Annotated in this window: 23 protein-coding genes and 1 pseudogene; 16 read left to right on the forward strand and 8 right to left on the reverse strand. The window is 71.5% G+C overall.

Going from position 1 to position 22,704, the window contains the following annotated elements:
• Positions 1-41 precede the first annotated feature (41 nt).
• Positions 42-383: a histone-like nucleoid-structuring protein Lsr2 gene (locus tag ACIBP6_RS05180; protein WP_132615385.1), complete on the reverse strand. Its 342-nt coding sequence runs from the start codon at positions 381-383 to the stop codon at positions 42-44.
• Positions 384-1,106: 723 nt separating this feature from the next.
• Between ACIBP6_RS05180 and ACIBP6_RS05185 the strand changes: the two genes are divergently transcribed.
• From ACIBP6_RS05185 to ACIBP6_RS05205, 5 genes and pseudogenes are all read left to right on the forward strand, one after another.
• Positions 1,107-1,973 (forward strand): alpha/beta fold hydrolase, encoded by an 867-nt coding sequence (locus ACIBP6_RS05185; protein WP_397048921.1) that lies wholly within the window; start codon positions 1,107-1,109, stop codon positions 1,971-1,973.
• Between the two features lie 100 nt (positions 1,974-2,073).
• Entirely contained in the window at positions 2,074-2,460 is a 387-nt protein-coding gene (locus ACIBP6_RS05190; RefSeq protein ID WP_397048923.1) for a hypothetical protein, read from the forward strand.
• 201 nt (positions 2,461-2,661) lie between these two features.
• A pseudogene (locus tag ACIBP6_RS05195) lies at positions 2,662-3,255 on the forward strand (aldo/keto reductase); the annotation flags it as partial.
• 53 nt (positions 3,256-3,308) lie between these two features.
• Positions 3,309-3,431: a hypothetical protein gene (locus tag ACIBP6_RS05200; protein WP_397049329.1), complete on the forward strand. Its 123-nt coding sequence runs from the start codon at positions 3,309-3,311 to the stop codon at positions 3,429-3,431.
• A gap of 27 nt (positions 3,432-3,458) precedes the next feature.
• Positions 3,459-3,875 carry an SRPBCC family protein gene (locus tag ACIBP6_RS05205; RefSeq protein WP_397048924.1) on the forward strand — a complete coding sequence of 139 codons (417 nt, stop codon included), beginning with the start codon at positions 3,459-3,461 and terminating at the stop codon, positions 3,873-3,875.
• 3 nt (positions 3,876-3,878) lie between these two features.
• Here the strand turns inward: ACIBP6_RS05205 and ACIBP6_RS05210 are convergent, their stop codons facing one another.
• Positions 3,879-4,352, reverse strand: a complete 474-nt coding sequence (locus ACIBP6_RS05210; protein ID WP_397048926.1) for a MarR family winged helix-turn-helix transcriptional regulator — start codon at positions 4,350-4,352, stop codon at positions 3,879-3,881.
• 106 nt (positions 4,353-4,458) lie between these two features.
• On the opposite strand from ACIBP6_RS05210, the gene ACIBP6_RS05215 reads away from it, so the two are divergent.
• The 3 genes from ACIBP6_RS05215 to ACIBP6_RS05225 all read left to right on the forward strand — a co-directional run bounded on the left by ACIBP6_RS05215 (position 4,459) and on the right by ACIBP6_RS05225 (position 10,343).
• The gene (locus tag ACIBP6_RS05215) at positions 4,459-5,019 is read left to right on the forward strand and encodes an NADPH-dependent FMN reductase (RefSeq protein ID WP_397048928.1); all 561 of its coding nucleotides are present in this window, start codon (positions 4,459-4,461) and stop codon (positions 5,017-5,019) included.
• Positions 5,020-5,220: 201 nt separating this feature from the next.
• Complete coding sequence (locus ACIBP6_RS05220; protein WP_397048930.1) at positions 5,221-9,171, forward strand: metallophosphoesterase; 3,951 nt, start codon at positions 5,221-5,223, stop codon at positions 9,169-9,171.
• A gap of 59 nt (positions 9,172-9,230) precedes the next feature.
• Entirely contained in the window at positions 9,231-10,343 is a 1,113-nt protein-coding gene (locus ACIBP6_RS05225) for a HupE/UreJ family protein (RefSeq protein WP_397048932.1), read from the forward strand.
• Here ACIBP6_RS05225 and ACIBP6_RS05230 read toward each other — a convergent pair.
• A complete protein-coding gene (locus ACIBP6_RS05230) occupies positions 10,315-11,295 on the reverse strand; it encodes a hypothetical protein (protein ID WP_397048933.1) in 981 nt (326 codons plus the stop codon). The genes ACIBP6_RS05225 and ACIBP6_RS05230 overlap by 29 nt on opposite strands.
• 157 nt (positions 11,296-11,452) lie before the next feature.
• Between ACIBP6_RS05230 and lepB the strand changes: the two genes are divergently transcribed.
• Positions 11,453-11,959: a signal peptidase I gene (gene lepB / locus ACIBP6_RS05235; RefSeq protein WP_397048935.1), complete on the forward strand. Its 507-nt coding sequence runs from the start codon at positions 11,453-11,455 to the stop codon at positions 11,957-11,959.
• A gap of 88 nt (positions 11,960-12,047) precedes the next feature.
• Positions 12,048-13,385, forward strand: a complete 1,338-nt coding sequence (locus ACIBP6_RS05240) for a TrkH family potassium uptake protein (RefSeq protein WP_397048937.1) — start codon at positions 12,048-12,050, stop codon at positions 13,383-13,385.
• On the opposite strand, the gene ACIBP6_RS05245 is transcribed toward ACIBP6_RS05240, so the two are convergent.
• Both ACIBP6_RS05245 and ACIBP6_RS05250 read right to left on the reverse strand, forming a co-directional pair.
• Complete coding sequence (locus ACIBP6_RS05245) at positions 13,375-14,343, reverse strand: S41 family peptidase (protein WP_397048938.1); 969 nt, start codon at positions 14,341-14,343, stop codon at positions 13,375-13,377. The genes ACIBP6_RS05240 and ACIBP6_RS05245 overlap by 11 nt on opposite strands.
• 9 nt (positions 14,344-14,352) lie before the next feature.
• The gene (locus ACIBP6_RS05250) at positions 14,353-15,066 is read right to left on the reverse strand and encodes a GbsR/MarR family transcriptional regulator (protein ID WP_397048940.1); all 714 of its coding nucleotides are present in this window, start codon (positions 15,064-15,066) and stop codon (positions 14,353-14,355) included.
• 156 nt (positions 15,067-15,222) lie between these two features.
• Here ACIBP6_RS05250 and ACIBP6_RS05255 point away from each other — a divergent pair, with 156 nt between their 5' ends.
• From ACIBP6_RS05255 to ACIBP6_RS05270, 4 genes are all read left to right on the forward strand, one after another.
• A complete protein-coding gene (locus tag ACIBP6_RS05255) occupies positions 15,223-16,365 on the forward strand; it encodes a DUF418 domain-containing protein (RefSeq protein WP_397048942.1) in 1,143 nt (380 codons plus the stop codon).
• Positions 16,366-16,477: 112 nt separating this feature from the next.
• Positions 16,478-17,134 (forward strand): class I SAM-dependent methyltransferase, encoded by a 657-nt coding sequence (locus ACIBP6_RS05260; RefSeq protein ID WP_397048944.1) that lies wholly within the window; start codon positions 16,478-16,480, stop codon positions 17,132-17,134.
• Positions 17,135-17,201: 67 nt separating this feature from the next.
• Positions 17,202-17,861, forward strand: a complete 660-nt coding sequence (locus ACIBP6_RS05265) for a TetR/AcrR family transcriptional regulator (protein WP_397048946.1) — start codon at positions 17,202-17,204, stop codon at positions 17,859-17,861.
• A gap of 9 nt (positions 17,862-17,870) precedes the next feature.
• Positions 17,871-19,070 carry a cytochrome P450 gene (locus ACIBP6_RS05270; protein WP_397048947.1) on the forward strand — a complete coding sequence of 400 codons (1,200 nt, stop codon included), beginning with the start codon at positions 17,871-17,873 and terminating at the stop codon, positions 19,068-19,070.
• On the opposite strand, the gene ACIBP6_RS05275 is transcribed toward ACIBP6_RS05270, so the two are convergent.
• Both ACIBP6_RS05275 and ACIBP6_RS05280 read right to left on the reverse strand, forming a co-directional pair.
• Positions 19,071-20,243 (reverse strand): MalY/PatB family protein, encoded by a 1,173-nt coding sequence (locus ACIBP6_RS05275; RefSeq protein ID WP_397048949.1) that lies wholly within the window; start codon positions 20,241-20,243, stop codon positions 19,071-19,073.
• Positions 20,240-20,710: a mycothiol transferase gene (locus ACIBP6_RS05280; protein ID WP_397048951.1), complete on the reverse strand. Its 471-nt coding sequence runs from the start codon at positions 20,708-20,710 to the stop codon at positions 20,240-20,242. Before ACIBP6_RS05280 ends, ACIBP6_RS05275 begins: the two co-directional genes overlap by 4 nt.
• An 81-nt stretch (positions 20,711-20,791) precedes the next feature.
• On the opposite strand from ACIBP6_RS05280, the gene ACIBP6_RS05285 reads away from it, so the two are divergent.
• Positions 20,792-21,403 carry a CGNR zinc finger domain-containing protein gene (locus ACIBP6_RS05285; RefSeq protein ID WP_397048952.1) on the forward strand — a complete coding sequence of 204 codons (612 nt, stop codon included), beginning with the start codon at positions 20,792-20,794 and terminating at the stop codon, positions 21,401-21,403.
• On the opposite strand, the gene ACIBP6_RS05290 is transcribed toward ACIBP6_RS05285, so the two are convergent.
• Entirely contained in the window at positions 21,361-21,807 is a 447-nt protein-coding gene (locus ACIBP6_RS05290) for an NUDIX hydrolase (protein WP_397048954.1), read from the reverse strand. The two genes, ACIBP6_RS05285 and ACIBP6_RS05290, sit on opposite strands and share 43 nt — an antisense overlap.
• A gap of 62 nt (positions 21,808-21,869) precedes the next feature.
• Between ACIBP6_RS05290 and ACIBP6_RS05295 the strand changes: the two genes are divergently transcribed.
• Positions 21,870-22,652: an alpha/beta fold hydrolase gene (locus ACIBP6_RS05295; protein WP_397048956.1), complete on the forward strand. Its 783-nt coding sequence runs from the start codon at positions 21,870-21,872 to the stop codon at positions 22,650-22,652.
• The last annotated feature ends 52 nt before the right edge of the window (positions 22,653-22,704 follow it).

The following is a 22,704-nucleotide window of genomic DNA, read 5'->3' on the forward strand; positions in this document are numbered from 1 at the left end:
CGAGAGAACTGACGGAAGGCGGGCCGCTGGAGGGCGGTCGGTCAGTGGGCGGCTTCGTACTGCTTGACGACGCTGGCGGCGATGCGGCCGCGTTCGCTCACCGGCAGGCCGTTGGCGCGGGCCCACCGCCGGATCTCGGTGGACTTCTCGCGGCTCAGGGCGCGGCTCGACCCGGCGGCGGCGCGCCTGCCGCGCACCCCCTTCTCGGCACGGACGGCGCGAGCCTTGGTGATGTACGGCGCGAGCGCCTTCTCCAGCTTCTCCCTGTTCTTGCCCGACAGGTCGATCTCGTAGGTCGTGCCATCGAGAGCGAACGTTGTGGTCCCCTCGGCTTCACCGCCGTCGATGTCATCGATAAAGGATTCAACGATGCGCTTGGCCATGATGGTGCTCCAATTAACGTCAAGGATGCAGGTACTGTAGCGCCCTTCAGCACATCATGCATCGCGCGGGGGGTTACCTCCGGTCGAAATGCAAGTCTGCGAACTGATCCGGCACCACGAAGTCCTTCGTCCATGTGTGACAATTCTCGCGCCCCGCGACCCGGCATTCCCGTGGTGACGTCCCGTGCACGCGGCGTGGCGAGCCGGTCGGCGCGGGCCGCACACCGCCGTCGCCACCAGGTCATAGGCCCGTGACAAGGAGGGCGAGAACCGTGCTCGCCAGCGGCGATGGAGATCGTCCCACCTCGCCGCCGAGGCCGCCGCCGCGATGGGCGCCGGGCGCCGCCGCGACGGCTGCGGACGCCGCGGCGACGGCGCGGATTGCGGCCACGGCCGGTTTCCGCTTCGGTCTCAATGGCGATACGGTCCCGCCTGTTGAAACAGAATTCAAGGGTTCTCCCGGCGGCATTGACTTTGGCCCGTCGCGCTGACCGCAGCCGGGCCCGCACTCGTACGACAGTGAAGCAACGGAATGTCCGCGCCACAGGGGAATGCGCGCCCCACGGGCTTTAGCCGTCCGCGACCCCCACGCGTGCCGCATGGTGGTGATGTGTCCCAGGCTCGCTGGAAACGGTCTATTAATGACGTGTCAGGGTGGGCGGCGATGAGTTCCGGTGCTCCCGTGGGTCCACATTCGCGGAGCATCGAGAAGGAGAGACCCCCATGACTCAGGCCAAGACCCGCACCATCGAAGTGCCCGGCGCCGTCCTGCACTACGACGTCCGCGAGGCCGCGGCGGCGACCGCGCCGGTCCTGCTGATGATCGGCTCGCCGATGGACGCGACCGGGTTCACCGCCCTGGTGGCCCGCTTCACCGACCGCACGGTGGTGACGTACGACCCGCGCGGCATCGGGCGCAGCACGCGGACCGACGGCGTCGCCGAGTCGACGCCCGACCTGCACGCCGACGACCTCCACCGGCTGATCACTGCGCTCGGCGGCGGGCCGGTCGACGTCTTCGCCAGCAGCGGGGGCGCCGTCAACGGCCTGGCCCTGGTGGCCCGCCACCCCGAGCAGGTGCGCACGCTCGTCGCCCACGAGCCGCCGGCCGTGCGGGCGCTGCCCGATCGGGACAACGCGCTGGCCGCCGTGGCGGACATCCGCGGCACGTACGACAAGGAGGGCTGGGGGATGGCGATGGCGAAGTTCATCGCGGTCACCAGCCTGCGCGGCGAGATCCCCGCGAACCTCGCCGACCTGCCGGTGCGGAGCCCGGCCGAGCTGGGGATGCCGGCGGAGGACGACGGCTCTCGCGACGACGGGATGTTCGGCCAGAACATCATGACCTGCACGCACTACGAGCACGACTTCGCGGCGCTGCGCGCGGCCTCCACGCGCGTCGTCGTCGGCGTCGGCGCCGAGTCGGAGGGGGAGCTGGCCCACCGCGCGGGCGTGGCCGTCGCCGAGCGGCTCGGCACGAAGCCCGCGGTCTTCCCCAGCCACCACGCCGGGTTCATGTCCGGCGACTTCGGCATGGAGGGCGAGCCGGACGCCTTCGCCGCCACGCTCCGCTCGATCCTGGACGCGTAACCCGCGTACGGCCACGTGCGCCTCATCATGGCGCAAAGCCAGGCATTGTCGATCTCTACCGGGAAAGCCTCGAACCCACGGAATGTGGTGAAAGGGGCGGGTGGTTCGCGACATGGTCCACTACGGCGTGACACAGACGGCTCAGCCGGCCCCGTCGCGCGGGCAGGCCCAGGAGGTCGCCGGCACCGGCGTCACGGTCAACAGCGTGCTGCCGGGCCCGGCCCTCGGCGACGGCGTCCGGCAGATGGGGGAGAGCCTGTATCCGGGGCTCGACCCGGAGGAGCAGGAGCGCCGGTTCGTGGCCGAGGGCCGCCCGGCCGGCTCGCCGCTGGGCCGCCTCATCCGGCCCGCCGAGGTGGCGAGCCTGATCGCGTACGCGGTCTCCGACCCAGGCCGCCGCCACCACCGGGGCCACCACCGGGGCGGCACTGAGCGTCGGCGGCGGCCTGATCCCGACGATCGACCCCTGAGCCAGGAACCGGGTTGAAAGCGGCATCTCCCCAGCTCAAAGCGCGTCGCCCTCCGTCCGGGCGGCATGAGGGCGTGCGTAATGTGGGTCGTGTGGACCCGGGCCCGGCGGGAGGACCGCCGGTCCACGCCCTTGACGACATGGAGAGAGGCCACCGTCATGAGCATCGGCTCCTTGCTGCCCGGCGACCACGGGCTCGGCACCGCGCCACTCGGCAACATGTACCGCGCCATCCCCGAGGACGAGGCCCGCGCCACCGTGGAGGCGGCGTGGGACCAGGGCGTCCGCTACTTCGACACGGCCCCCTTCTACGGCGCCGGCCTGGCCGAGATCAGGCTCGGCGAGGTCCTGTCCACGCACTCGCGCGACGCGTACGCGCTGAGCACCAAGATCGGCCGGGTGATCCTGGACGAGCGGGAAGACCCGACCGCCCGTGACCTGGGCGACAAGGGGGGCCTGTTCGCGCACGGCCGTCCCGACAAGTTGGTCAACGACTACAGCGCCGACGCCACCCGCCGCTCCATCGAGGACAGCCTCAAGCGGCTGCGCACCGACCGCCTCGACATCGTCTGGGTGCACGACATCGCGCAGGACTTCTGGGGCGACGCGTGGTCGGCCGCCTTCGAGTCGGCCCGCACCGGCGCCTTCCGCGTGCTGCAGGGGCTGCACGACGAGGGCGTCAGCAAGGGGTGGGGCATCGGCGTCAACCGGGTCGAGCCGCTGGAGCTCACCCTCGGCCTGGACGAGCCCGAACCGGACGCCTTCCTGTGCGCCGGCCGCTCCACGATCCTCGACCACGAGCACGCGCTGCAGCGCATGCTGCCCATGGCCGTCGAGCAGGGCGTCGACATCGTGGTCGGCGGGCCGTGCGGCCGAGCCGCATCGCCGAGGACGTCGCCGCCCTGCGTGAGAACGTGCCGGCGGCGTTCTGGGCCGAGCTGCGCGAGGACGGGCTCATCGCGCCCGACGCCCCGGTGCCCGGAGCGTGAACCCACCAGGTTTCCAGGAGAACGGCCATGGCCAGCACCTTCGCATCCATCGACCTTCCCGTCTCGCCCGACCGGGTCTGGCGGCTCATCGGCGGCTTCGACTCGCTGCCCGACTGGCTGCCGTTCGTCACCTCCAGTGAGCTCGGCGAGGGCGGGCGGGTGCGGCGGCTGGTCACGGCGCAGGGCGACACCATCGTCGAGCGCCTGGAGACCTTCGACGACCAGGCCCGCACCTACAGCTACTCCATCGTCGAGGGGCCCTTCCCGGTGAGCGCGTACCACTCCACCCTCGCGGTGCATCCCGCGGACGAGGGGGAGTGCTGCCATGTGGAGTGGTCGGGCACCTTCACCCCGGACGGCGCCGGCGAGGAGGAGGTCGTCGCCCTGTTCAACCGGATCTACACCGACGGCCTCGACGCGCTGAAGCGCGCCCTCGGGGTCTGATCCTCAGCGCGGCGCGCACGACGCGTTCACGCGCTCCAGCACGCGGGTGCACTCCCGCAGGTCGAGGCCCTGAAGGTGGTCGAAGAGCCGGCGGCGCACGGCGGTCAGATGCGCCGGCCAGGCCTCCTTCAGGCGGGCGAGACCGGCGTCGGTGAGCACGGCGTTCCAGCCCCTGCCGTCGTCCGGGCACTTGACCCGCTGGACCAGCCCCTGGCCCTCCAGCCGGGTCACGATCCGGGTCATGCCGCTGAGGGACATGTCGACGGTCTCGGCCAGAGCGCTCATGCGCAGCCGGCGGCTCGGCGCCTCGGACAGGTGCATGAGCGTCTGGTACTCGATCAGCGGGAGCTGGTGCTGGCGCACCATCTCCTGGTCGATGGCCCGGGGCAGCGTGATGAGCGCCCTGGCCAGGGCACGCATGAAGGACTCCTCGTCGGGGGAGAGCGGTCGCAGGTGCTCGGGCGTCAGAGTGCTCATGATCCCACTCTATTTGCTTGACAAAGAAAGTACAACGCGATTTCCTTGCTCCGCGTAGCAAATAATCCCCTCGCCTGAGGGGTTGGCATAGAGGGGAACCACTCCGTTGACCAGGATCGGAATCATTCTCGGGAGCACCCGCCCGGGGCGTAACGGCGAGGCCGTGGCGCGCTGGGTCCACGGGATCGCCTCCAAGCGCGACGACGCGGAGTACGAGCTCGTCGACTTGCTCGACTACAAGCTGCCGCACCTGGACGAGCTCGCCCTGCCGATCATGGGGCAGTACACGCAGCCCCACACCTTCGAGTGGGCCCGGAAGATCGACTCGTTCGACGGGTTCGTGATCGTGACGCCCGAGTACAACCACTCGACCTCGGGCGCGCTGAAGAACGCGATCGACTTCCTGTACAGGGAGTGGACGAACAAGGCCGTCGGGTTCGTCGGCTACGGGCAGGTGGGCGGCGCGCGGGCCGTGGAGCACCTGCGGCTGGTCGCGGGTCAGCTCAAGCTGGCCGACGTGAGCGAGCAGGTCATCCTGACGATGCACGACGACTTCCAGAACTACAGCGTGTTCACGCCCGGCGAGCACCAGAGCGCCGCGGTGAGCGCCATGCTCGACGAGGTCGTGGCGTGGAGCAGGGCGCTCGCCCCGCTACGCGCCGTCTGAGCGCGCGCTCGCCCGCACCGCGGGGGCAGGTGCGGGCGGGCGCGCACGGGAAACGCCGCGGAAAGCCGGTCGGGGGCGCTTTCTGCGGCGGTTCCCGTTTCCTTCAGTCCCTCCACACATCACGTTCATCCGGGCGCTCCATCGTGGCTAGCCGCCTGATCAACATGAACGTGAGTGAAGGGACTGCATCTGATGCAGCCAATGGCAGCACGACTCCTGGGCGGCTTATGCCGCAGGGGACGCCTGGTCACGGCCGCCGGGATCGCGGCGCTGCTCGTCAGCAGCCTCGTGACCGCGGCCCACGCCGACCCGGTCCAGCAGGGCAGGGGACGGCCCACCCCCACGCCGACCGGTACGGCGACTCCCCCCGCGCTGACCCCCGCCGACGGCTCGTTCCTGGAGGGGACGGCGAAGATCGCGGCGGTCCCGTCCACGGCCGGTGACAGCGTCACCGCGCTCGCGGTGGACGACAAGAGCCTCGACGCCACCCGTACGGTGGGCGTCTCCAAGCTGAGCTTCGACGTCGGCTCCAACTCGGTCGAGGCCCGCTACCACAGCTACGTGCTGGTGAACGGCGCCTACCGCAGCGACATCGGCGACTTCGTCAACGAGCGCGCCACGATGGAGATCCCCAACGAGCACCTGGTCAAGGGGGAGAACGCCGTCGAGATCGTGGTCGGGGCGATCGACAGCTCGTGCGGCTCCAACTACGACGACTACGTGCTGTCCGACGTGGGCCTCGAACTGCTCGGCGAGGTCGCCGACGGTGAGGAGAACCCGTACACGCTCTCCTTCGGCGACGGCAGCTGCGGCACGAACACCACGCTGCTCAAGCGCGCCACCCTGAAGTTCTTCACCCAGTCCGACCCGCGGGGCACCACCGGCCTCAGCGCTGACCTGGACACCGCCACGCTGTCCAACGGCGAGCACGCCATCACCGCGACCACCGCGGCCGGCGTCACCGTCACGCACACCGTGACCGTGAACAACGCCCCCGCGGGCGCGCCGCGCGTGGAGCCCACGGACGGCACGCTCGTGGCGGGCGTCAAGCCGGTCTTCGCCTCGCTCCCGGCGACCGGGACGGGCGGCGTCGAGTCCCTCACCCTCGACGAGGAGGAGCCGCCCGCGAAGGCCACCCTCGGCGACGGCGCCGCGACATTCGGCTTCGACGTGGGCGCCGACTCGATCGACGACCGCTACGACGACTTCCTGCTGGTCAACGGCAAGCGCATCGACCTCGGCGGCTCGTACGCGAACCAGCGGGTGACCGTCGCGATCCCGGCCCGCCACCTCGTGCCGGGCGACAACACGATCAAGGTCGTCACCGGCGACTACCGGGAGTCCTGCGGCGACGGCCGAGACGACTTCACCATCGGCGACGTGGAGCTCGCTCTCGACGGCGCCGAGGTGACCGGCCAGGACGTCAAGCCCTCGTACGAGATGGGCGACGGCACCTGCGGCAGCAGCGAGACCGCGCTGCGCGAGGCCGAGCTGCGCTACACGATCGAGGCCCCGGCCGTGCGCGTCACGCGGACGCTCGGCTCCGGCGAGGCCACCCTCGGCTTCGACGTGGCCACCAACTCGATCGAGGCCCGCTACCAGAACCACGTGCTTGTCAACGGTCAGAAGGTGGTGCTCGACGGCGACTTCGTGAGCACCCGCGTGAACCTGCCGATCCCGAACGAGTACCTGGTGACCGGCTGGAACACGATCGACTTCGTGGCCGGCACCTACCCGACGTCGTGCGGGAACAACCGCGACGACTTCACGATCTCCACCATCACGCTCACCCCGGCGGCGGGCCCGGCGGCCGGCCAGATGCTCAAGTCCTCCTACAGCATGGGCGACGGCAACTGCGGCGACAACGTGAACCCGCGGACCGAGATCGACCTGCAGTTCCTGGTGGAGGCCCCGGCCCGCGGCCTGCGCGCCGACGTCGACACGGCCGCGCTGAAGGACGGCAGGCACACCATCGCCGCGACGTCGGCCTCGGGCGAGACCGCCACCCGCGTGCTGATCACCGACAACTCCGCGCCGGAGGTGGCGAGGAGCGTCCCCGCCGGCGGGGAGAAGATCACCGCCTCGGTCGTGCTGGACGTCGCGCTGGAGGACACCTCCGGCGTCGTGTCCGGCCCCGACGTCACGCTCGACGGGCAGCCGGTCGAGCTGGGCGCCCGGATCGGCCCCGGGCTGAAGGCCGGCCGGCACACGCTGGCGGTGTCCGGCGCGGACGGGCTCGGCAACACCACGGCCCGCGAGGTCGTGTTCGAGTCCGCGGGCATCCCGGACGCGCCCGCCGAGGTCAGCCCGGCCTCGGGCAGCACCGACGTGTCGGGTTCCGTCACGCTCTCGGCGAAGGTGGCCGAGCCGGACGGCGGTGAGGTGACGGCCACGTTCTCGACGGCCGAGATCCTCACCCCGAACCAGGCCTACCAGGGCACGTCGGCGTCCGTGCCGTCGACCCTGGAGGTCGAGGGGGAGCGGAAGGTCAAGGCCGAGGGGCTGGAGCCCGCCGACGGCCGCACCCTCGCCGCGCCCTCCGGCCAGGAGATCGTCTACCAGCGGTTCGACGTGCAGGTGAAGGGCCATGTGGACGCCCCGGTGCTGCGCTGGCAGGGCGTCGCCGACCCCGAGCGGCTGGTGTCGCTACGGGTGTGGAACACCAGGTCCGAGGCGTGGGACCTGCTGACCAGCGCCCGCGGCGCCGCCGACGGCGAGACCGTGCTGACGTCGGTCGTGGACGCCGACTACATCGACAGGCAGCGGGTGTACGTCATGGTGACGGGTGAGGACCCGTTCGCCGACGACATCGACGCGAGCGACCGCAACGGCTTCGACGACCCCGCCTCGTACGACTTCTCGATCGCGCACTTCACCGACACGCAGTACCTCTCCGAGGGCGCGGTGGAGCAGGAGACGGCCGAGGAGCGCGCGGTGTGGGAGTCGGCCTACGCCGGCATCGTCAACTGGATCAAGGACAACAAGGACCAGCGGAAGATCTCCTACGTCGCCCACACCGGCGACATCATCGAGAACAACATCCGCAAGCCCGCCGACGAGGCCATGCGGCGGCAGGTCGTGGGCGAGATGGAGGTGTCGTCGAAGCAGCAGAAGGTGCTGGACGACGCCGGCATCCCGAACGGCGTCATCGCCGGCAACCACGACAACCAGTCGGGCACCGAGAACGGCCCCGACGCGATCTACAACAAGTACTACGGCCCCGAGCGCTACCAGGACGGCTCGCAGGGCTGGCAGCACGCCGAGTACGGCGGCCCGTGGCGGGAGGGCGACAACCAGAACCACTACGACCTGTTCTCGGCCGGCGGCCTGGACTTCGTCGTGGTCGGTCTGTCGTACGGCGTGACGCGGGAGGAGGCCGAGTGGGCCGACTCCGTCTTCAAGAAGTTCCCGAACCGCAACGGCATCCTGCTCTCGCACGACTACCTCGTGCCGAGCACCAACCCCGACGGGCGCGGCGCCGGATTCTCCGCCCCCGACGGCTCGATGCTCTACAAGACCGTGGTCGAGAAGAACCCGAACGTCTTCCTCATCCTCGCCGGCCACGAGCACGGCGTCGGGACGAACGTGAAGCCGAAGGTCGGCCAGGTCGGCAAGGGCGTCGTGGAGCTGCTCGCGGACTACCAGTTCTACACCGTCTCGGCCGACCGTCTCGGCCTCACCGAGATCGGCGGGTACAACCCGGACGACCAGCTCCAGTTCGGCGCGAGCTTCCTGCGCCTGCTGCAGTTCGACGTCAAGCGGTCCGAGATGAGCGTGGACACCTACTCGCCGCTGCTCGACGAGTTCGGCGCCACCGAGTACGACCCGCTGCACCGCTACGACGGGCGCGAGGACACCATGGTGCTGCCGGTCGACCTCACCACCCGGACGACGACGTTCCAGACCGACTCGCTGGCGCTCTACAACGCCACGCGGACCATCGGCACGAGCAAGGTCGCCTCCGGCCAGGTCGCCTCCGTCACCTGGGACCGGCTCAAGCCCGACACGGCCTACGCCTGGTTCGTCACGGCGCGTTCGGCGGGCGGCGGCGTGACCGCGTCCGAGCCGAGCGTGTTCGTCACGAAGGACGCGCACGGGCGCCCCGGTAAGTGGGACTCCGGCTCGCCCATGTACCGCTGGTTCACCCGCTAGCCGATCACACCGCCGTCCCGGATCCCGGTCCGGGGCGGCGGCCTCTCCCCAGGAGCGACATGTCCCGCAGCCTGCTCGCCGCCGTCCTCGCCGTTCTCTTCTGCGGTGCGGCGGCCGCCCCGGCGGCGGCGCACGACGCCACGACGAAGGCCCACGTGCGGGTCACCGGCACGGGCCCGGACGTCACCGCCGTGCTCGAACTCGAATACGACCTGCTCATGAAGTCGGCCTGGCTCTACGCCGAGGCCTACGAGGCCAAGGAGCGGACGGAGCAGCTCCGCCAACTGGCCGTCAACCGCGACGCGGTGACCGAGTACGTCACCCGCCGCTTCGCCCTCGCCTACGACGACCGGCCGTGCGCGCCCACCCTGGCCCACGACGCTGACCTGCGCGTGCGGGACGAAGCGGCCTTCGCGGTGCTGACGTACGCCTTCGACTGCCCCGGCGAGGCCGGGGGCGGCCACGCGATCTCCAGCGCGCTCTTCCCCGACGCGGAGAGCTTCGTGCACAGCACGGAGACGCTCGTCCGCTACGACCTCGACGGCAGGAAGGGCTCCGCGGTGCTGGTCGCCGAGAGCCCGACGCTGCGGGTCGGCGAGCGTGAGGCGACGGCCCAGGCCGGCGAGTTCCTGATGCTCGGCGCCGAGCACCTGCTGAGCGGGCTGGACCACATCCTCTTCCTGCTCGCCCTGCTCATCGGCGCGCGGCGGCTGCGCGACGTCGTCGTCACGGCCTCCGCCTTCACCGCGGCCCACAGCATCACCTTCCTGCTGGCGGCGATGGGTGTCGTGGACGTGCCCGGAGCCGTGGTCGAGCCGGTCGTCGCGGCGTCGATCGCCGTCGTCGCGGTCGCCAACCTGCTCGGCCGGCAGGAGGACCGGCTGGGCAGGTGGCGGCTGCCGATCGTGTTCGCGTTCGGCCTGGTGCACGGGCTGGGCTTCGCGGGCGCGCTCGACATCGACCGGAGCGGCTCGTGGGAGCTGCTGCTGTCGTTGCTGAGCTTCAACGTCGGCATCGAGCTGACCCAGCTCGCGCTCATCGCGGTGCTGTTCCCGCCGCTGGTGCTGCTGCGCCGGACGCCCTCGGCCCGATGGGCGCTCGCCGCGCTGTCGGCGCCCATCGTCGCGGTCAGCCTGTACTGGTTCATCGACCGGATCCCGCTGCCGCTGTGACGTGCCTGCCCGAAGGACGCGCGACGGCCAGGACCAGCGCCGTCGCGGCGGCCACCAGCCCCGCGAGGGCGGCCGCGGCCGTCAGGGTCAGGGCGTCGGGCTGGAGGAGCGGCTGGCCGCGCTGCGCCTGCCAGAGCACCAGCCCCGTGAGCCCCGCGTAGCCGAACGCGGCGACGACCACCAGCGCCGTCCTGGTCGCCGTGCCCGCCAGGGTGGTGCAGCGGCGGGAGAGCAGCCGCAGGCCGATCGCGACCAGCGGCAGCACCTGGAGGGCGTGCAGGCCGACGAAGTGCGCCACCCGCAGGTCGCCCGCGCCCGTCTCCCAGCCGGTCACCGGCATGGCCGCGCCGCCGTCGGGAGCGCCCACGCTGTGCGCGCCGATCACGTCCAGGCTCATCCCGTCCGTCAGCGCCTGCGCCTGGTCCGGCGTCGGGGCCGTCATCAGGTAGCCGACGGACATCCCGGCCAGGGAGACGGCCAGCCCCAGCGGGATCGCCCAGGCCATCGGCCGATCGACCCGCCGCTGCGCCACCAGCAGCACCCCCAGCGCGAACGTCAGCGCCCACCCCAGGTACGCGGCCCCGCCCATGACGATGAAGACCGTCTCGTCCAGCGGTGTGGCGACGTTGTAGTGGCTGCGCACGCCGCGCGCGGCCTGGAAGACGATGGCCGAGATCTCCGGGACGACGAACCCGCCCACGACGACCGTGCCCAGCCACCACAGCGCCCGCCGGAACCGCCCGGCCAGGCCGATCATCCACGCCAGCGTGATCGCGTACAGGCCGAAGGACACCGCGAACTTGAACGGTTTCAGCCACACCGCCTGACCCAGGAGGGTCCGATCGTCGACCACGAGGCCGATCACGCTGACGGCGGCCAGCACCGCCATCGCCGCCGCGCAGGCCGTGAGCGGCCCGTGCCAGTGCTCCCGCCGCTGCCGCAGGATCTCCATGATGACTCCTTCTCCTCGACTGGCCTCCAGCCTGCCGACGGGCGAAGTCCCAGCCCAGAGAGCTGGTCACGGGCTCGGTATGACATCTTCACGAACCGGACGTCCGCAGCAGAAGCCCCGAGACAGGGTCGTGATCTTCGCGTTCCATACTTCCCCGGTGATCCGCAGAATCCTGGTCATCCCGGCTCTGGTGCTGCTCCTCGCCGGCTGCTCCCTCTCGTCCCTGATTCCCTTCCGCCGGTTCACCGTGCCGAGCGAGTCCATGCAGCCGACGATCAAGATGGGTGCGGTGATCACGGCCGGCAACACCGATGACTACCCGCCTCGCCGGGGGGACGTCATCGTCTTCGACGCGCCCGCGTACTGGCATCGCGGCCGCTCCGGGCTGTCCCACGTCTCGCGGGTCATCGGGGTGCCGGGGGCCGAGGTGGAGTGCTGCCACTGGAGCGGACGACTGCTGGTGGACGGTGTGCCCCTGGACGAGCCGTACCTGGCGGAGCCGCCCGCCTCCGAGGTGAAGTTCCGGATCCGGGTGCCGCAGGGCCGGATCTGGGTCATGAGCGACAACCGGCACGTCGCCCTTGATTCCCGCGTCCACCAGGGCGACGGCGGTGACGGCACGATCGCCGTCTCCGATGTCATCGGTGTGGTGAACCTCCCGTAAGAACCGCGTCAGGGGCCGCTGTTAGGGTGTGCCCCTGTCCGTGGTGTGCCGGCCTGATGGGGGCCGGTCCGGGCGGCCGGGAGGGGTTATGGGGCGCGCATTCCTGTTCTGGCATCCCTCACAAGTCGTGGTGCTCGGGTTCGGCGTGGCCGTGACGGTCGGCACGGTCCTGCTCGCGCTGCCGGCGGCCACCACGTCGGGGGAGTCGGCGGGCTGGCTGGTGGCGCTGTTCACCGCCACCTCGGCCGCCTGCGTCACCGGGCTGGCCGTCGTCGACACCGAGTCCCACTGGTCCGCCTTCGGCGAGGTGGTGATCGCCGGGCTCATCCAGGTGGGCGGGCTCGGCATCATGACGCTGGCCACCGTGTTCACGGTGATCATCTCCGGCCGGATCGGATTACGCGCCAAGACGTTCGCGCAGGCGGAGACCAAGACGCCCAGCATGAGCGACATCCGGGTGGTCGTCAGGAAGGTCGTGCTGTTCAGTCTCGGCTGCGAGGCGGTCATCGCGACGGTGCTCGCCGGGCGTTTCTGGCTCGGGTACGACGAGTCCTTCGGCCGCGCCCTCTACCTCGGCTTCTTCCACGCGGTCTCGTCGTTCAACAACGCCGGGTTCGCGCTGTGGCCGGACAACCTGATGCGGTTCGTGGTCGACCCGTGGATCTCCCTGACCATCGCGGCGGCGGTGATCGTCGGCGGGCTCGGCTTCCCGGTCGTGTTCGAGCTGGTCAAGCACTGGCGCCACCCGCGCCGCTGGTCGGTGCTCACCAAGGTCACCGTGGCGGTCACGGCGGTGCTGCTGGTCGGCGGCACCTTCGTCCTCCTCGGCACGGAGTGGCACAACCCCAGGACCCTCGGCCCGCTCGACGACCCCGGCAAGTTCCTGGCCGCCTTCTTCGCCGCCGTGATGCCGCGTACCGCGGGCTTCAACAGCCTGGACGTCTCCCAGATGTACCCGACGAGCTGGCTGGCCACCGACCTGCTGATGTTCATCGGCGGCGGCAGCGCCGGCACGGCCGGCGGCATCAAGGTCACCACGTTCGGGCTGCTGGCGTTCGTGGTCTGGGCCGAGATGCGCGGCGAGCCGCAGGTGAACGTGGGTCACCGCCGGCTGCCCGAGGCGGCCCAGCGGCAGGCGATCTCGCTCACCCTCGTCAGCGTGGCGCTGGTGGCGGTCTCGACGTATCTGCTGCTGGCGCTCACCCCCCACAGCCTGGACCGGGTGCTCTTCGAGGTGGTGTCGGCCTTCGGCACGGTCGGCCTGTCCACCGGCATCACCGCCGACACCGGGGTGGCCGGTCACCTCCTGCTCGTGCTGCTCATGTTCATCGGCCGGACGGGGCCGCTCACCCTGGGCTCGGCCCTCGCGCTGAAGGACCGGACCCGCCGCTACCAGCTCCCGGAGGAGCGGGTCATCATCGGCTGAGCTCCTGCTCGCCGAGCGCACGGCGGGCCTCGCCCGCCACGACCCGCCGGTAGCCCTCCTCGCCGAGCCCCAGCACATGCTCCAGCGCCAGCGTGTACGCGTGGTCGAACGCCTTGTCGGCCGGCACCTCGATGTCGGGCAGCACGCCCACGCCCTCCCAGTTGGTGCCCGTCACCGGATTGATCGCGCGGCCGGTCGGGATCGCCGACTTCAGGTGCGGGCCGACCCGGTGGCGCCCGCCCGGATGGGCGCCGCCCCTGGTGCGCTCGCCCACCACCGTGGCCCGGCCGCGCGTCTGCAGGTCGTAGGCCAGCTCCTCCGCGCCGGAGAACGTCTCCGGGCCGGTCAGCACGTAGATCGGCTTGTCAGGGCCGAAGCGCGGGCCGGGCACGTACGGCAGCGTCCAGAACTGCATGGTCTCGCCGCTCGGACGGTCGTAGATCGAGTTGAGATGCGTCTGCGGCCAGCCGGTGGGGAACAGGTACGAGCAGATCAGGCTCACCATGCCGGGCGCGCCGCCCCTGTTGCGGCGGACGTCGAAGAGCAGCACGTCGGTGTCGGCGACCAGGGTCATGGCGGCCGCGGCACGCTCGCCCGCCATCTCCGGAGCGTGGAACAACCTCGTGTCGAGATAGCCGACGTTGCCCGGCAGGCGTTCGACGCGGGCGACGCCGTAGCCGGACAGCGCCATCTCCTGCCGGTACGCCTCCAGGTCGAAGGCGTCGTGCTCGATCACCTCGTCCACGCTGTGCAGCAGCCGCAGATGCTTGTCGCCGTTGACGGTCTGCAGGTCGGCGGTGACCGCGGCGGCGAAGCCCTCGTCGTTCTCGATCTCCGCGTACGCGCCGCCGGCCAGCCGCTCGCGGAGGACGTCCGCGATCTGCTCGGCCACGTCGGGGAAGACGTAGTGCTCCTGGAGCTGCGAGCAGAGGGTGGTGATCTGGGGAGTCCAATCCATCCGTGTACATTAGCCCGGCTTCGCCGCTTGTGGGGTCTGGGTCGCGCGCCACTGCTCGGCCGCATCGATCATGGTGCGGAAGGTGTGGTCGAAGAACCGGCCGGCGTCCTCCAGCCGGGCGCCGGCGGGTGTGCCGGCGCCGAGCACCGCGGCTCCCCGGCGGGCGAGGCCGGCCAGCATGGCGTTCTGCCGGGCGCTCTCCAGCCAGGCGCGGAACCAGACGTCGGCGTCGATGACGTAGCGGTCGCGCCGACGGCGGGGATCGCGCTCGCGGCGCACCAGCTCCTGCTGTTCGAGCTCCCCGATGGCCTTGGAGACGGACGCGGGGCTGACTCCCAGGCGCCGGACGAGCTCGGCGGCGGTGAGCCCGTCGCCGTCGGCGAGGAACAGGCTGGTGAGCACCCGCGCGGTCATGCGTGACAGCCCGGTCTGCGTCAGCGACTCGGTGAACTGCTCCGCCAGCTCGCGTACGGCTTCGGAATCGCGGCCGTCGGCGCCGACGGTGGCGTCCCCACGGGCCCTGCGGCGGCGGGCGCGGCCCCGGGTCGCGTGCTCGGCCGCGTCGGCGAGGTAGCCCGTAGGGCCGCCGTTGCGGGCCACCTCACGGGTGACGGTGGAGACCGGCCGGTCCAGGCGGGCGGCGATCTCGGTGTAGGAGAGCCCTTCGGCGAGGCCTTCGGCGATGCGCGTGCGGTCCTCGTGGGTGAGCCTGCCTCCCGGCATGGGCGTTCGTCTCCTCGGTGGTGCGTAGGGGAGACCAGTATTGCTTTCGACTCCAACCCATTGCAACATGCGGTCTTGCATTCGTGCGCATCTCATTGCAAATAACCAGGCATTTCGTTGACGATTTTGTGAAAGCAAAGTAGCTTTTCCGGCGTGATGAACACGTACTATCGTGACTCTTCAGCGGCGCCCACCAGCGTCACAGCACGGTCGCTCGCGCCCGACCTGGCGCGGGGCTGCATGCTGCTGCTGATCGCCGTCGCCCACGCGCCCGCCTTCGCCGCCGACTGGAACGCCGGCCCCGCCGCCCTCGTCGCCGCCGCGAAGTTCCTCAAGTCCCTGCTGGCCGACAACCAGGCCCGCGACATGTTCGTCCTCCTGTTCGGTTACGGCCTCGGCCAGCTGGCCCACCGGCAGCAGGCCAGGGGCGGCGACTGGGTCTCCACCAGGAAGCTGTTACGCCGCCGGGCATGGTGGCTGATCGCCATCGGCTTCGCGAACACGGTCCTGCTCGTGCCGATCGACGTCATCGCCGTCTACGGGCTGACCCTGCTGCTGCTCGCCCCCCTCGTCCGCGCCCGCGACGCCGTCCTCTGGCGGACGGCACTCCTGACACTCGTCCCCGCGACCCTGCTGATGGCCTGGCAGAGCGTGACCGCCCAGGCCGGGCCGGTCACCATGGCGGCCTACATGGAGCCGACGTACGCCGCCCACTTGGTCGCGAACATTCCCTCCTGGCCGGTGGAAGCCGCCCTGTCCACGATCATGGTCGTACCCGGCATGCTGGTGGGCGTCTGGGCCGCCAGACGCAGGATCCTCGACGAGCCGGAGCGGCACGGCAGGCTGCTCGCCCGGGTCACCGTGGCCGGGATCGGCCTGTCCGTGGCCGGGCGGCTCCCGGCGGCCCTGCTCGCGGCCGGCGCGTGGACGCCCCCGTCGGCTGGCGTCGCCTGGGCGGTCGCGATCGCCCACGACCTGACCGGGTGGGCCGGCGCCGTCGGCCTGGCCGCCGCTGTCGGGCTCGCCGCCACCAGGGCCAGGGGCGGCCGACTCACCACGGCGCTCGCCGCGCTCGGCCAGCGGTCGCTGACGTTCTACCTCTTCCAGGCGGTGGTCTGGATGGTCCTGTTCTATCCGTTCACGCTGGGGCTGAGCGACGACGTGAGCTTCGCCGCCACCTTCGCCGTCGCCGCCGGGGTGTGGCTGCTGTCGATCCTGCTGGCGGAGCTCATGCGCCTGGCCGGCCACCGCGGGCCGGCGGAGGTCCTGCTGCGCCGCCTGTCGTACGGCCGGCCCTGAACTCTCAAGAAGACGTATCGATCGGGGCCCGGCGCGTCAGGATTCCGTAGAGAAGGCGCTGCCACGGGGTGGCTCCGGCGGAGAGTGGAGAACACACGCTCTGGAGGAGACCATGACCATCGGCGCAGACCTCGTCGAGCCGCCCGACACCGGCAACCGGTGCGGCCTCGGCATGGAGCAGTTCCACCATCCCCGTCCCGTCTGCCTGGGTGATCGGAGGCGGCCGTGCCCGACCCCGCAGCGCGGGCGGCTCATGGCCGGGCTGACCGGGCGGGTGCTGGAGCTCGGCGCGGGCGACGGCGTCAAGCTCGCCTGCTACCCGCCCGCCGTGGACGAGGTCGTGCTCGTCGATCCCGACCCGTTCCTGCGCGCGGCGGCCAAGGCGGTCGCCGCCGACGTGCCGGTCGCGGTGCGCGTCCTCCACGGCGATCTGGCGCGGCTGCCCGTCCCCGACGCCTCCTACGACGCCGTCGTCTGCTCGCTGACCCTGTGCCACGCCCCGGACGCGCGCGCGACGCTCGCGGAGGTGCGCCGCGTCCTGCGGCCGGGTGGCGAGCTGCGTTTCTACGAGCACCAGCGCTCCGGCATCCCGCCGGTGGCGCTGGCGCAGCGCCTGCTGACCCCGCTGTGGGCCCGCGTCTTCGGCGGCTGCCGCCCGGCCAGGGACGTCGTCGCCGAGCTGGGGCGCACCGGGTTCGCCGTGGAGAGCGTCGACCGCTTCGCCTTCCGCCACGTCGGGCACGTCCTCGGCGTCGCCCGCCCCGCTTGAAAGCGGCTGCCCCGCGGCGTATTGTGACTTTTGACCAGATTTCTTATCCAGTCAAAAGGTGGGACGAGTGGTGGAGCGGGCGGACCGGATCCTCGACGCCGCCGAAGAGCTGATCCTCCGGCACGGCTACCGGAAGGTCACGGTCGAGGACATCGCGGCCCGGGCCGGCGTGGGCAAGGGCACGGTCTATCTGCACTGGCGCACCAAGGACGAGGTGTTCGAGGCGCTCCTGCTGCGGGAGTCCATCGAACTGGTGGAGGAGTTCATCGAGATGATGCGCCGCGACCCGTCGCTGGTGCGGCCGCACCGTTTCGCCCGCGAGTCCCTGATCGCCATGAGCCGCAAGCCGCTGCTCAAGGCGATGTTCACCACCGACCTCGACCTGCTCGGCAAGCTGGCCGGCCACCGGCTGCGCAGCCACGACCTGCTGGCCGCCGAGCGCGTCTACGAAGTGTCCGATCGGTTCGGGCTGCTCAGGACGGACGTCCCCCACCGTTCGTACGCGATGACCGCCGCGCAGACCGGCTTCTACGTCTTCGACGGCCTCGAGAGCGGTGAGACGGAGCTCGACGTCGAGGCCAGGGCCGAGGCGCTCGCCTTCACCGTGCGGCAGGCCTTCGAGCCGGCCGCCGAGCCACCCGACGAGGTGCTCGCCGCGGCGGCGGAGGAGTACATCTCGATCTTCCAGGAACTGATCCTGCCCTACCGCAAGTGGATCTACGACTAAGGAGGGGCGATGGCTGACATCGTCCAGCGGTACGACATCCCGAAGCAGCACACCTGGCTGCACGGGCCGCACACGGGGAAGCCGGTCGAGTTCGACGCCGGCGCCGGCATGTGGAACGTGTACGGCTTCCACGAGGCGCAGGAGGTGCTCGGCGACCCCGGGGCGTTCTCCTCCGACACCATGCGCGTCATCCCCAAGGAGATGCTGGCCTCCTTCGAGGACTTCTCCCTGGAAGGCTTCCTCACCCAGATCGACCCGCCCGAGCACGGCAAGCTGCGCAAGCTCGTCAGCAGCGCCTTCACCCGTAAGGTCGTCGCCGACCTCGAACCGCGGATCGCCGAGATCACCCGCGAGCTGCTCGACGCCGCCAGGGAACGCGGCCGCTTCGAGCTGGTGACCGACCTGGCCTATCCGCTCCCCGTCATCGTCATCGCCGAGCTGCTCGGCGTCCCGGCCAGTGACCGCGCGCTGTTCAAGGGGTGGGCCGACGCGCTCTTCCAGCGCGAGGCCAAGGTCTCGCTCAACGAGCCGGACGCCGCCGCCGAGGCCGAGGTACAGGCCGCGATGAAGCCGTGGCGGGAGATGTCCGGCTATCTCCAGGCCCACGTCACCGAGCGCCGCCGCGCTCCCGCCGCCGACCTGCTCAGCCTGCTCGTGCAGGCCGAGGTGGACGGCGAGCGCCTGCCCGACGAGCAGGTGGTCAACTTCGGGATCATCCTCCTGCTGGCCGGTCACATCACCACGACGATGTTGCTCGGCAACACGGTGCTCTGCCTCGACGCCTTTCCCGAGCAGCAGGAACGGGTCCGGGCCGACCGGTCCGCGATCCCGGACGTGATCGAGGAGTCGCTGCGCTACTTCACCCCGTTCGCCGCGGTCGGCCGCTCCACCATGCGCGAGGTCGAGCTCGGCGGCGTGACGATCCCCGCCGACCAGATGGTCATGGTCTGGCTCGCGTGGGCCAACCGCGATCCGCGGCAGTTCGCCGACCCGGCCGTCTTCGACCCCGGCCGCGACCCCAACCCGCACCTGGCCTTCGGCCGCGGCATCCACTTCTGCCTGGGCGCCCCGCTGGCCCGGCTGGAGGGGCGGGTCGCCCTCGACATCCTGCTCGACCGGCGCGAGGAGCTGCGCACCGATCCGGACGACCCCGTCCAGTTCATCCCCACCCCGACCATGACCGGCGTGCGCCGCCTCCCGTTGCTCTGATCAGGCGCGGACGGCCGTGGACAGGCGGCCGAGGATCTCGGTGAGGGTGGTGGCGCTGGTCGCGAAGTTGAGCCGGGCGAAGGACGCGGAGCCGACCGCGGTGTGCTGCGTGAACTCCGCGCCTTCGCTGAGCCTGACCCTCGCCAGGCGTTCCAGGCGGGGCGCGGGCTCGTCGGCGAGTGGCCCGCCGGAGAAGTCCAGCCAGCTCAGGTACGTGCCCTGCGGCGCGTGATGGCGGGCGTCCCACGGCAGGCCCGCCGCCCACTCGGCGACCAGGCCGCGGTTGTGCTCCAGCGTGCGCATCAGACCGGCCAGCCAGTCGTCGGCCTCCCGCCAGGCCGCCACGGTGGCGACCCGGCTGAGCACGCTCGGCGTGCCGAAGAAGTCGAGCGGGGCCTTCTCCAGCGAGGCGCGCACCCGGTCGTGGCCCACGTGCGCGACGGCGCAGCGCAGCCCCGCGATGTTGAACGCCTTCGTCGCCGAGGTCGCCGTGACCGTGCGCGCCGCGGCGGCCTCGCCGAGCGAGGCGAACGGCACGTGCCGGTGCGGCGCGTACACCAGGTCGGCGTGGATCTCGTCGGACAGCACCACCAGGTCGAGCTCCTCGGCCGCCGCCGCGAGCGCGGACAGCTCGCCGCGGGTCAGGACACGGCCCGTCGGATTGTGCGGGTTGACGACGACGAGCAGGCGGCAACCCTCCTCCCGCAGCCGGGCGGCCAGGTCCTCCGACGGCGGACGCCACCCGTCCGGCGCCCACGTCATCGGCAGCGGCACGATCCGCCGCCCCGCGCGGGCGATGCTGGCCAGGAACGGCGGATAAGCGGGGACGTGGATCGCCACGCCGTCTCCCGGCTCCGTGGCGTACTCGATCAGGACCTGGAGGATCTGCAACAGGTCGGTGAACACCCGCGTGCGCCCCGGCGCGGGACGCCACGCATGGCGCGTGGCCATGCGCTCCTCGAACGCCGCGACCACCGGGTCCTCGCCCGGCCAGTACGGGTAGCCGAAGTCCGCGCGCCGGGTGACGCCGATGACGGCCTCCTGCACGGCGGGCGGAACGCCGAAGTCCATGTCGGCGACCCAGGCCCCGATGGTGTCCGGCGGCAGGGAACCCCACTTGACGCCGTGGCCGGAGCGCAGTCGTGCCTCGTCGACGGTCTCGAAGGCGTTCACCTGGCCGCGTCCTTCCCGGCGAGGATGGCGTCGCGCAGGATCTCCATCTGGCCGTGGTGCTGGGCGAGCTCCTCGTAGACGTGCAGCAGCGCCGCCCCCTGGGTCAGCTCGCGATCGGGGCCGACGAACGCCGCCGCCGGCGTCCCCCGCAGCGGTCCGGCGGGAACGGCCGCGCGCACGTCCTCGGCGAGCCGGGCGCGTGCGGCCGCCACCTGCTCCAGCAGCGGGCCGACAGGGCCGGAGCTGGTGAACTCGGCGTCGCGGTCACGCTCGACCGCCCGCCCCGCCACGAGCGCCCCCGCCCAGTACGACACCACGCCCAGGCAGTGCGTGAGCAGCGCGTACGGCGAGTTGGCGCCGGGCAGCGGCCGGACGTTGGCCAGGTCGTCGCCGAGGCCCGCCACGATGCCTGCCATCCCGTCGAGGGCGCGGCCGGTGAAGTAGAGGTAGTCGTCGTCGGTGATCACATGGGGCTCCTCGGCGTGTAACCGTCTCAGCAGGTGTCACCAAGCTTGCGGCATTCTCCTGTAACCGGTCAAGATGGTGTCGTGAGCTTCGTCTTCGTCAGCGGGAACCTCGCCCTCGATTTCGCGGGCACGCTCAAATGGCGGCGCGGCGAGCCGGAAGAGCTCCTCGTCACCCCCGCCGACCTGGGGCGATGGGCGGTCGAGGCCGGGGTGACGACGCAGCGGCCGTCCGTGGGCGCCGGCGATCTGCGGCGGCTGCGCGCGCTGCGGGAGGCCGTCTACCGGCTCGTGAGCTCCGCCATGGACGGCCGTCCCTGGCCGGACGACGACCTGCGCCTCGTCAACGCGGAGGCGGAAGGGGCGCCGCCCCTGATGCGCCTGACCCCGGCGGGGCTCGTCCGCTCGGGCGACGCGGGCGCCCTCGCCGCCGCCGTGGCGCGCTCCGCCGCCGAGCTGCTCGGCGAGATCGGTGAGATCGGCGGGTCGCGCGTACGGGAATGCGGGCGGGAGGAGTGCACGCGTGTCTTCGTCGACCGCTCCCGGGGCGGCAACCGCCAGTGGTGCGGCATGGAGGAATGCGGCAACCGCGTGAAAGTGGCCAACTACCGCTCCCGCAGGACGCGGACCGCCCAGCCGGAGGCGGTGGGCGGTCAGGCTCCGGCGGTCAACCGCTCCAGAACGTCCGGAAGGTGAGGCGGCTCCAGCAGGTCGGGCAGCGTCGCCAGCTCAGCGGGGGAGAACCAGCCGAAGCCCTGGTAGGCGCCCGACTCCTCCTCGGTCAGTGCGCTCGGCGTGACCTCGGGCCGGCCCGTGAACCGGGCCAGGTAGAACGGCTCGACCTTGACGTAGTGGACGCCGAGCCAGGTGAAGTCACGCTCGACCGGCACCCAGCGGTCGGTCACCGCGTCGCCGGGCAGCCCGGTCTCCTCGGTCAGCTCCCGGCGGGCCGCCTCCAGCGGCGTCTCGCCGGGATCGATGCCGCCGCCCGGCGGCTCCCACACAACCTGACCGCTGACGGTGTCCTTCCAGCGCATCAGCAGCACGCGGCCGTCGCCGTCGAGGCACACCACGCGCGCCGCGGGCCTGTCTTCCGTCATGAGGCCTCCTCGCGTCAGCGCACCTGAAGGAGATCGTAAGCCCGCCCGCCCATCATGAACGCATGACAGACCACACGAGCGGCTACGCCCCCGTCAACGGCATGCGGATGTACTACGAGGTGCACGGCAGCGGCGACCCGCTGGTCCTGCTGCACGGCAGCTTCTCGGCGATCGGCACCTCGTTCGGCGCGCTGCTGCCGCACCTGGCCGGGAGCCGGCAGGTCATCGCGCTGGAGTTCCAGGGACACGGTCGCACGGCCGACATCCACCGCCCGCTGTCGTCCGCGCTGCTCGCCGACGACGTCGCGGGCCTGCTGGAGCACCTCGGCATCCCGAAGGCGGACGTCTTCGGCCACAGCCTCGGCGCCGACGTCGCCTTCCACCTGGCGCTCAAGCGGCCGGAGCTCGTCCGCAAACTCGTCCTCGCCGCGTTCTCGTACGCCGCCCACGGGCTGCACCCCGGCCTGTGGGACGGGTTCGAGAGCCTGCGGCCCGAGCATCTCGCCGGCTCGCCCTTCCACGAGGAGTACCTGCGCCTGGCGCCCCGGCCCGGCGACTTCGCCGAGCTGGTCGAGAAGGTGAGCGCCTTCGCGCGCGACGCGCGCGACTTCACGGCCGACGACGTGCGCTCGCTCGCCGCGCCCGCGCTGGTCGTCATCGGCGACTCCGACATCGTCCGGCCGGAGCACGCCGTGGAGACCTTCCGCCTGCTCGGCGGCGGTGTGGCCGGCGACCGGGCGGGCCTGCCCGCCTCGCGGCTCGCCGTGCTGCCCGGCACCACCCACGTGACGCTCGTGCACCGCGCCGAGTGGCTCGCGCCGATGGTCGCCGATTTTCTGCGCTGAGCGCGTTTCCGGGCACGCCGACGCCGCCCGGTGCGAGCCCGGGCGGCGTCGG

The sequence above is a fragment of the Nonomuraea terrae genome (genome assembly GCF_044465245.1).
Taxonomy (GTDB): domain Bacteria; phylum Actinomycetota; class Actinomycetes; order Streptosporangiales; family Streptosporangiaceae; genus Nonomuraea; species Nonomuraea terrae.

Excerpts from the sequence above, each read along its gene's own strand:
- ACIBP6_RS05180 (WP_132615385.1), bottom strand. The coding sequence starts at position 383 with ATGGCCAAGCGCATCGTTGAATCCTTTATCGATGACATCGACGGCGGT.
- ACIBP6_RS05185 (WP_397048921.1), top strand. The coding sequence starts at position 1,107 with ATGACTCAGGCCAAGACCCGCACCATCGAAGTGCCCGGCGCCGTCCTG.
- ACIBP6_RS05205 (WP_397048924.1), top strand. The coding sequence starts at position 3,459 with ATGGCCAGCACCTTCGCATCCATCGACCTTCCCGTCTCGCCCGACCGG.
- ACIBP6_RS05210 (WP_397048926.1), bottom strand. The coding sequence starts at position 4,352 with ATGAGCACTCTGACGCCCGAGCACCTGCGACCGCTCTCCCCCGACGAG.
- ACIBP6_RS05220 (WP_397048930.1), top strand. The coding sequence starts at position 5,221 with ATGGCAGCACGACTCCTGGGCGGCTTATGCCGCAGGGGACGCCTGGTC.
- ACIBP6_RS05225 (WP_397048932.1), top strand. The coding sequence starts at position 9,231 with ATGTCCCGCAGCCTGCTCGCCGCCGTCCTCGCCGTTCTCTTCTGCGGT.
- ACIBP6_RS05230 (WP_397048933.1), bottom strand. The coding sequence starts at position 11,295 with ATGGAGATCCTGCGGCAGCGGCGGGAGCACTGGCACGGGCCGCTCACG.
- ACIBP6_RS05240 (WP_397048937.1), top strand. The coding sequence starts at position 12,048 with ATGGGGCGCGCATTCCTGTTCTGGCATCCCTCACAAGTCGTGGTGCTC.
- ACIBP6_RS05245 (WP_397048938.1), bottom strand. The coding sequence starts at position 14,343 with ATGGATTGGACTCCCCAGATCACCACCCTCTGCTCGCAGCTCCAGGAG.
- ACIBP6_RS05250 (WP_397048940.1), bottom strand. The coding sequence starts at position 15,066 with ATGCCGGGAGGCAGGCTCACCCACGAGGACCGCACGCGCATCGCCGAA.
- ACIBP6_RS05255 (WP_397048942.1), top strand. The coding sequence starts at position 15,223 with ATGAACACGTACTATCGTGACTCTTCAGCGGCGCCCACCAGCGTCACA.
- ACIBP6_RS05260 (WP_397048944.1), top strand. The coding sequence starts at position 16,478 with ATGACCATCGGCGCAGACCTCGTCGAGCCGCCCGACACCGGCAACCGG.
- ACIBP6_RS05270 (WP_397048947.1), top strand. The coding sequence starts at position 17,871 with ATGGCTGACATCGTCCAGCGGTACGACATCCCGAAGCAGCACACCTGG.
- ACIBP6_RS05290 (WP_397048954.1), bottom strand. The coding sequence starts at position 21,807 with ATGACGGAAGACAGGCCCGCGGCGCGCGTGGTGTGCCTCGACGGCGAC.
- ACIBP6_RS05295 (WP_397048956.1), top strand. The coding sequence starts at position 21,870 with ATGACAGACCACACGAGCGGCTACGCCCCCGTCAACGGCATGCGGATG.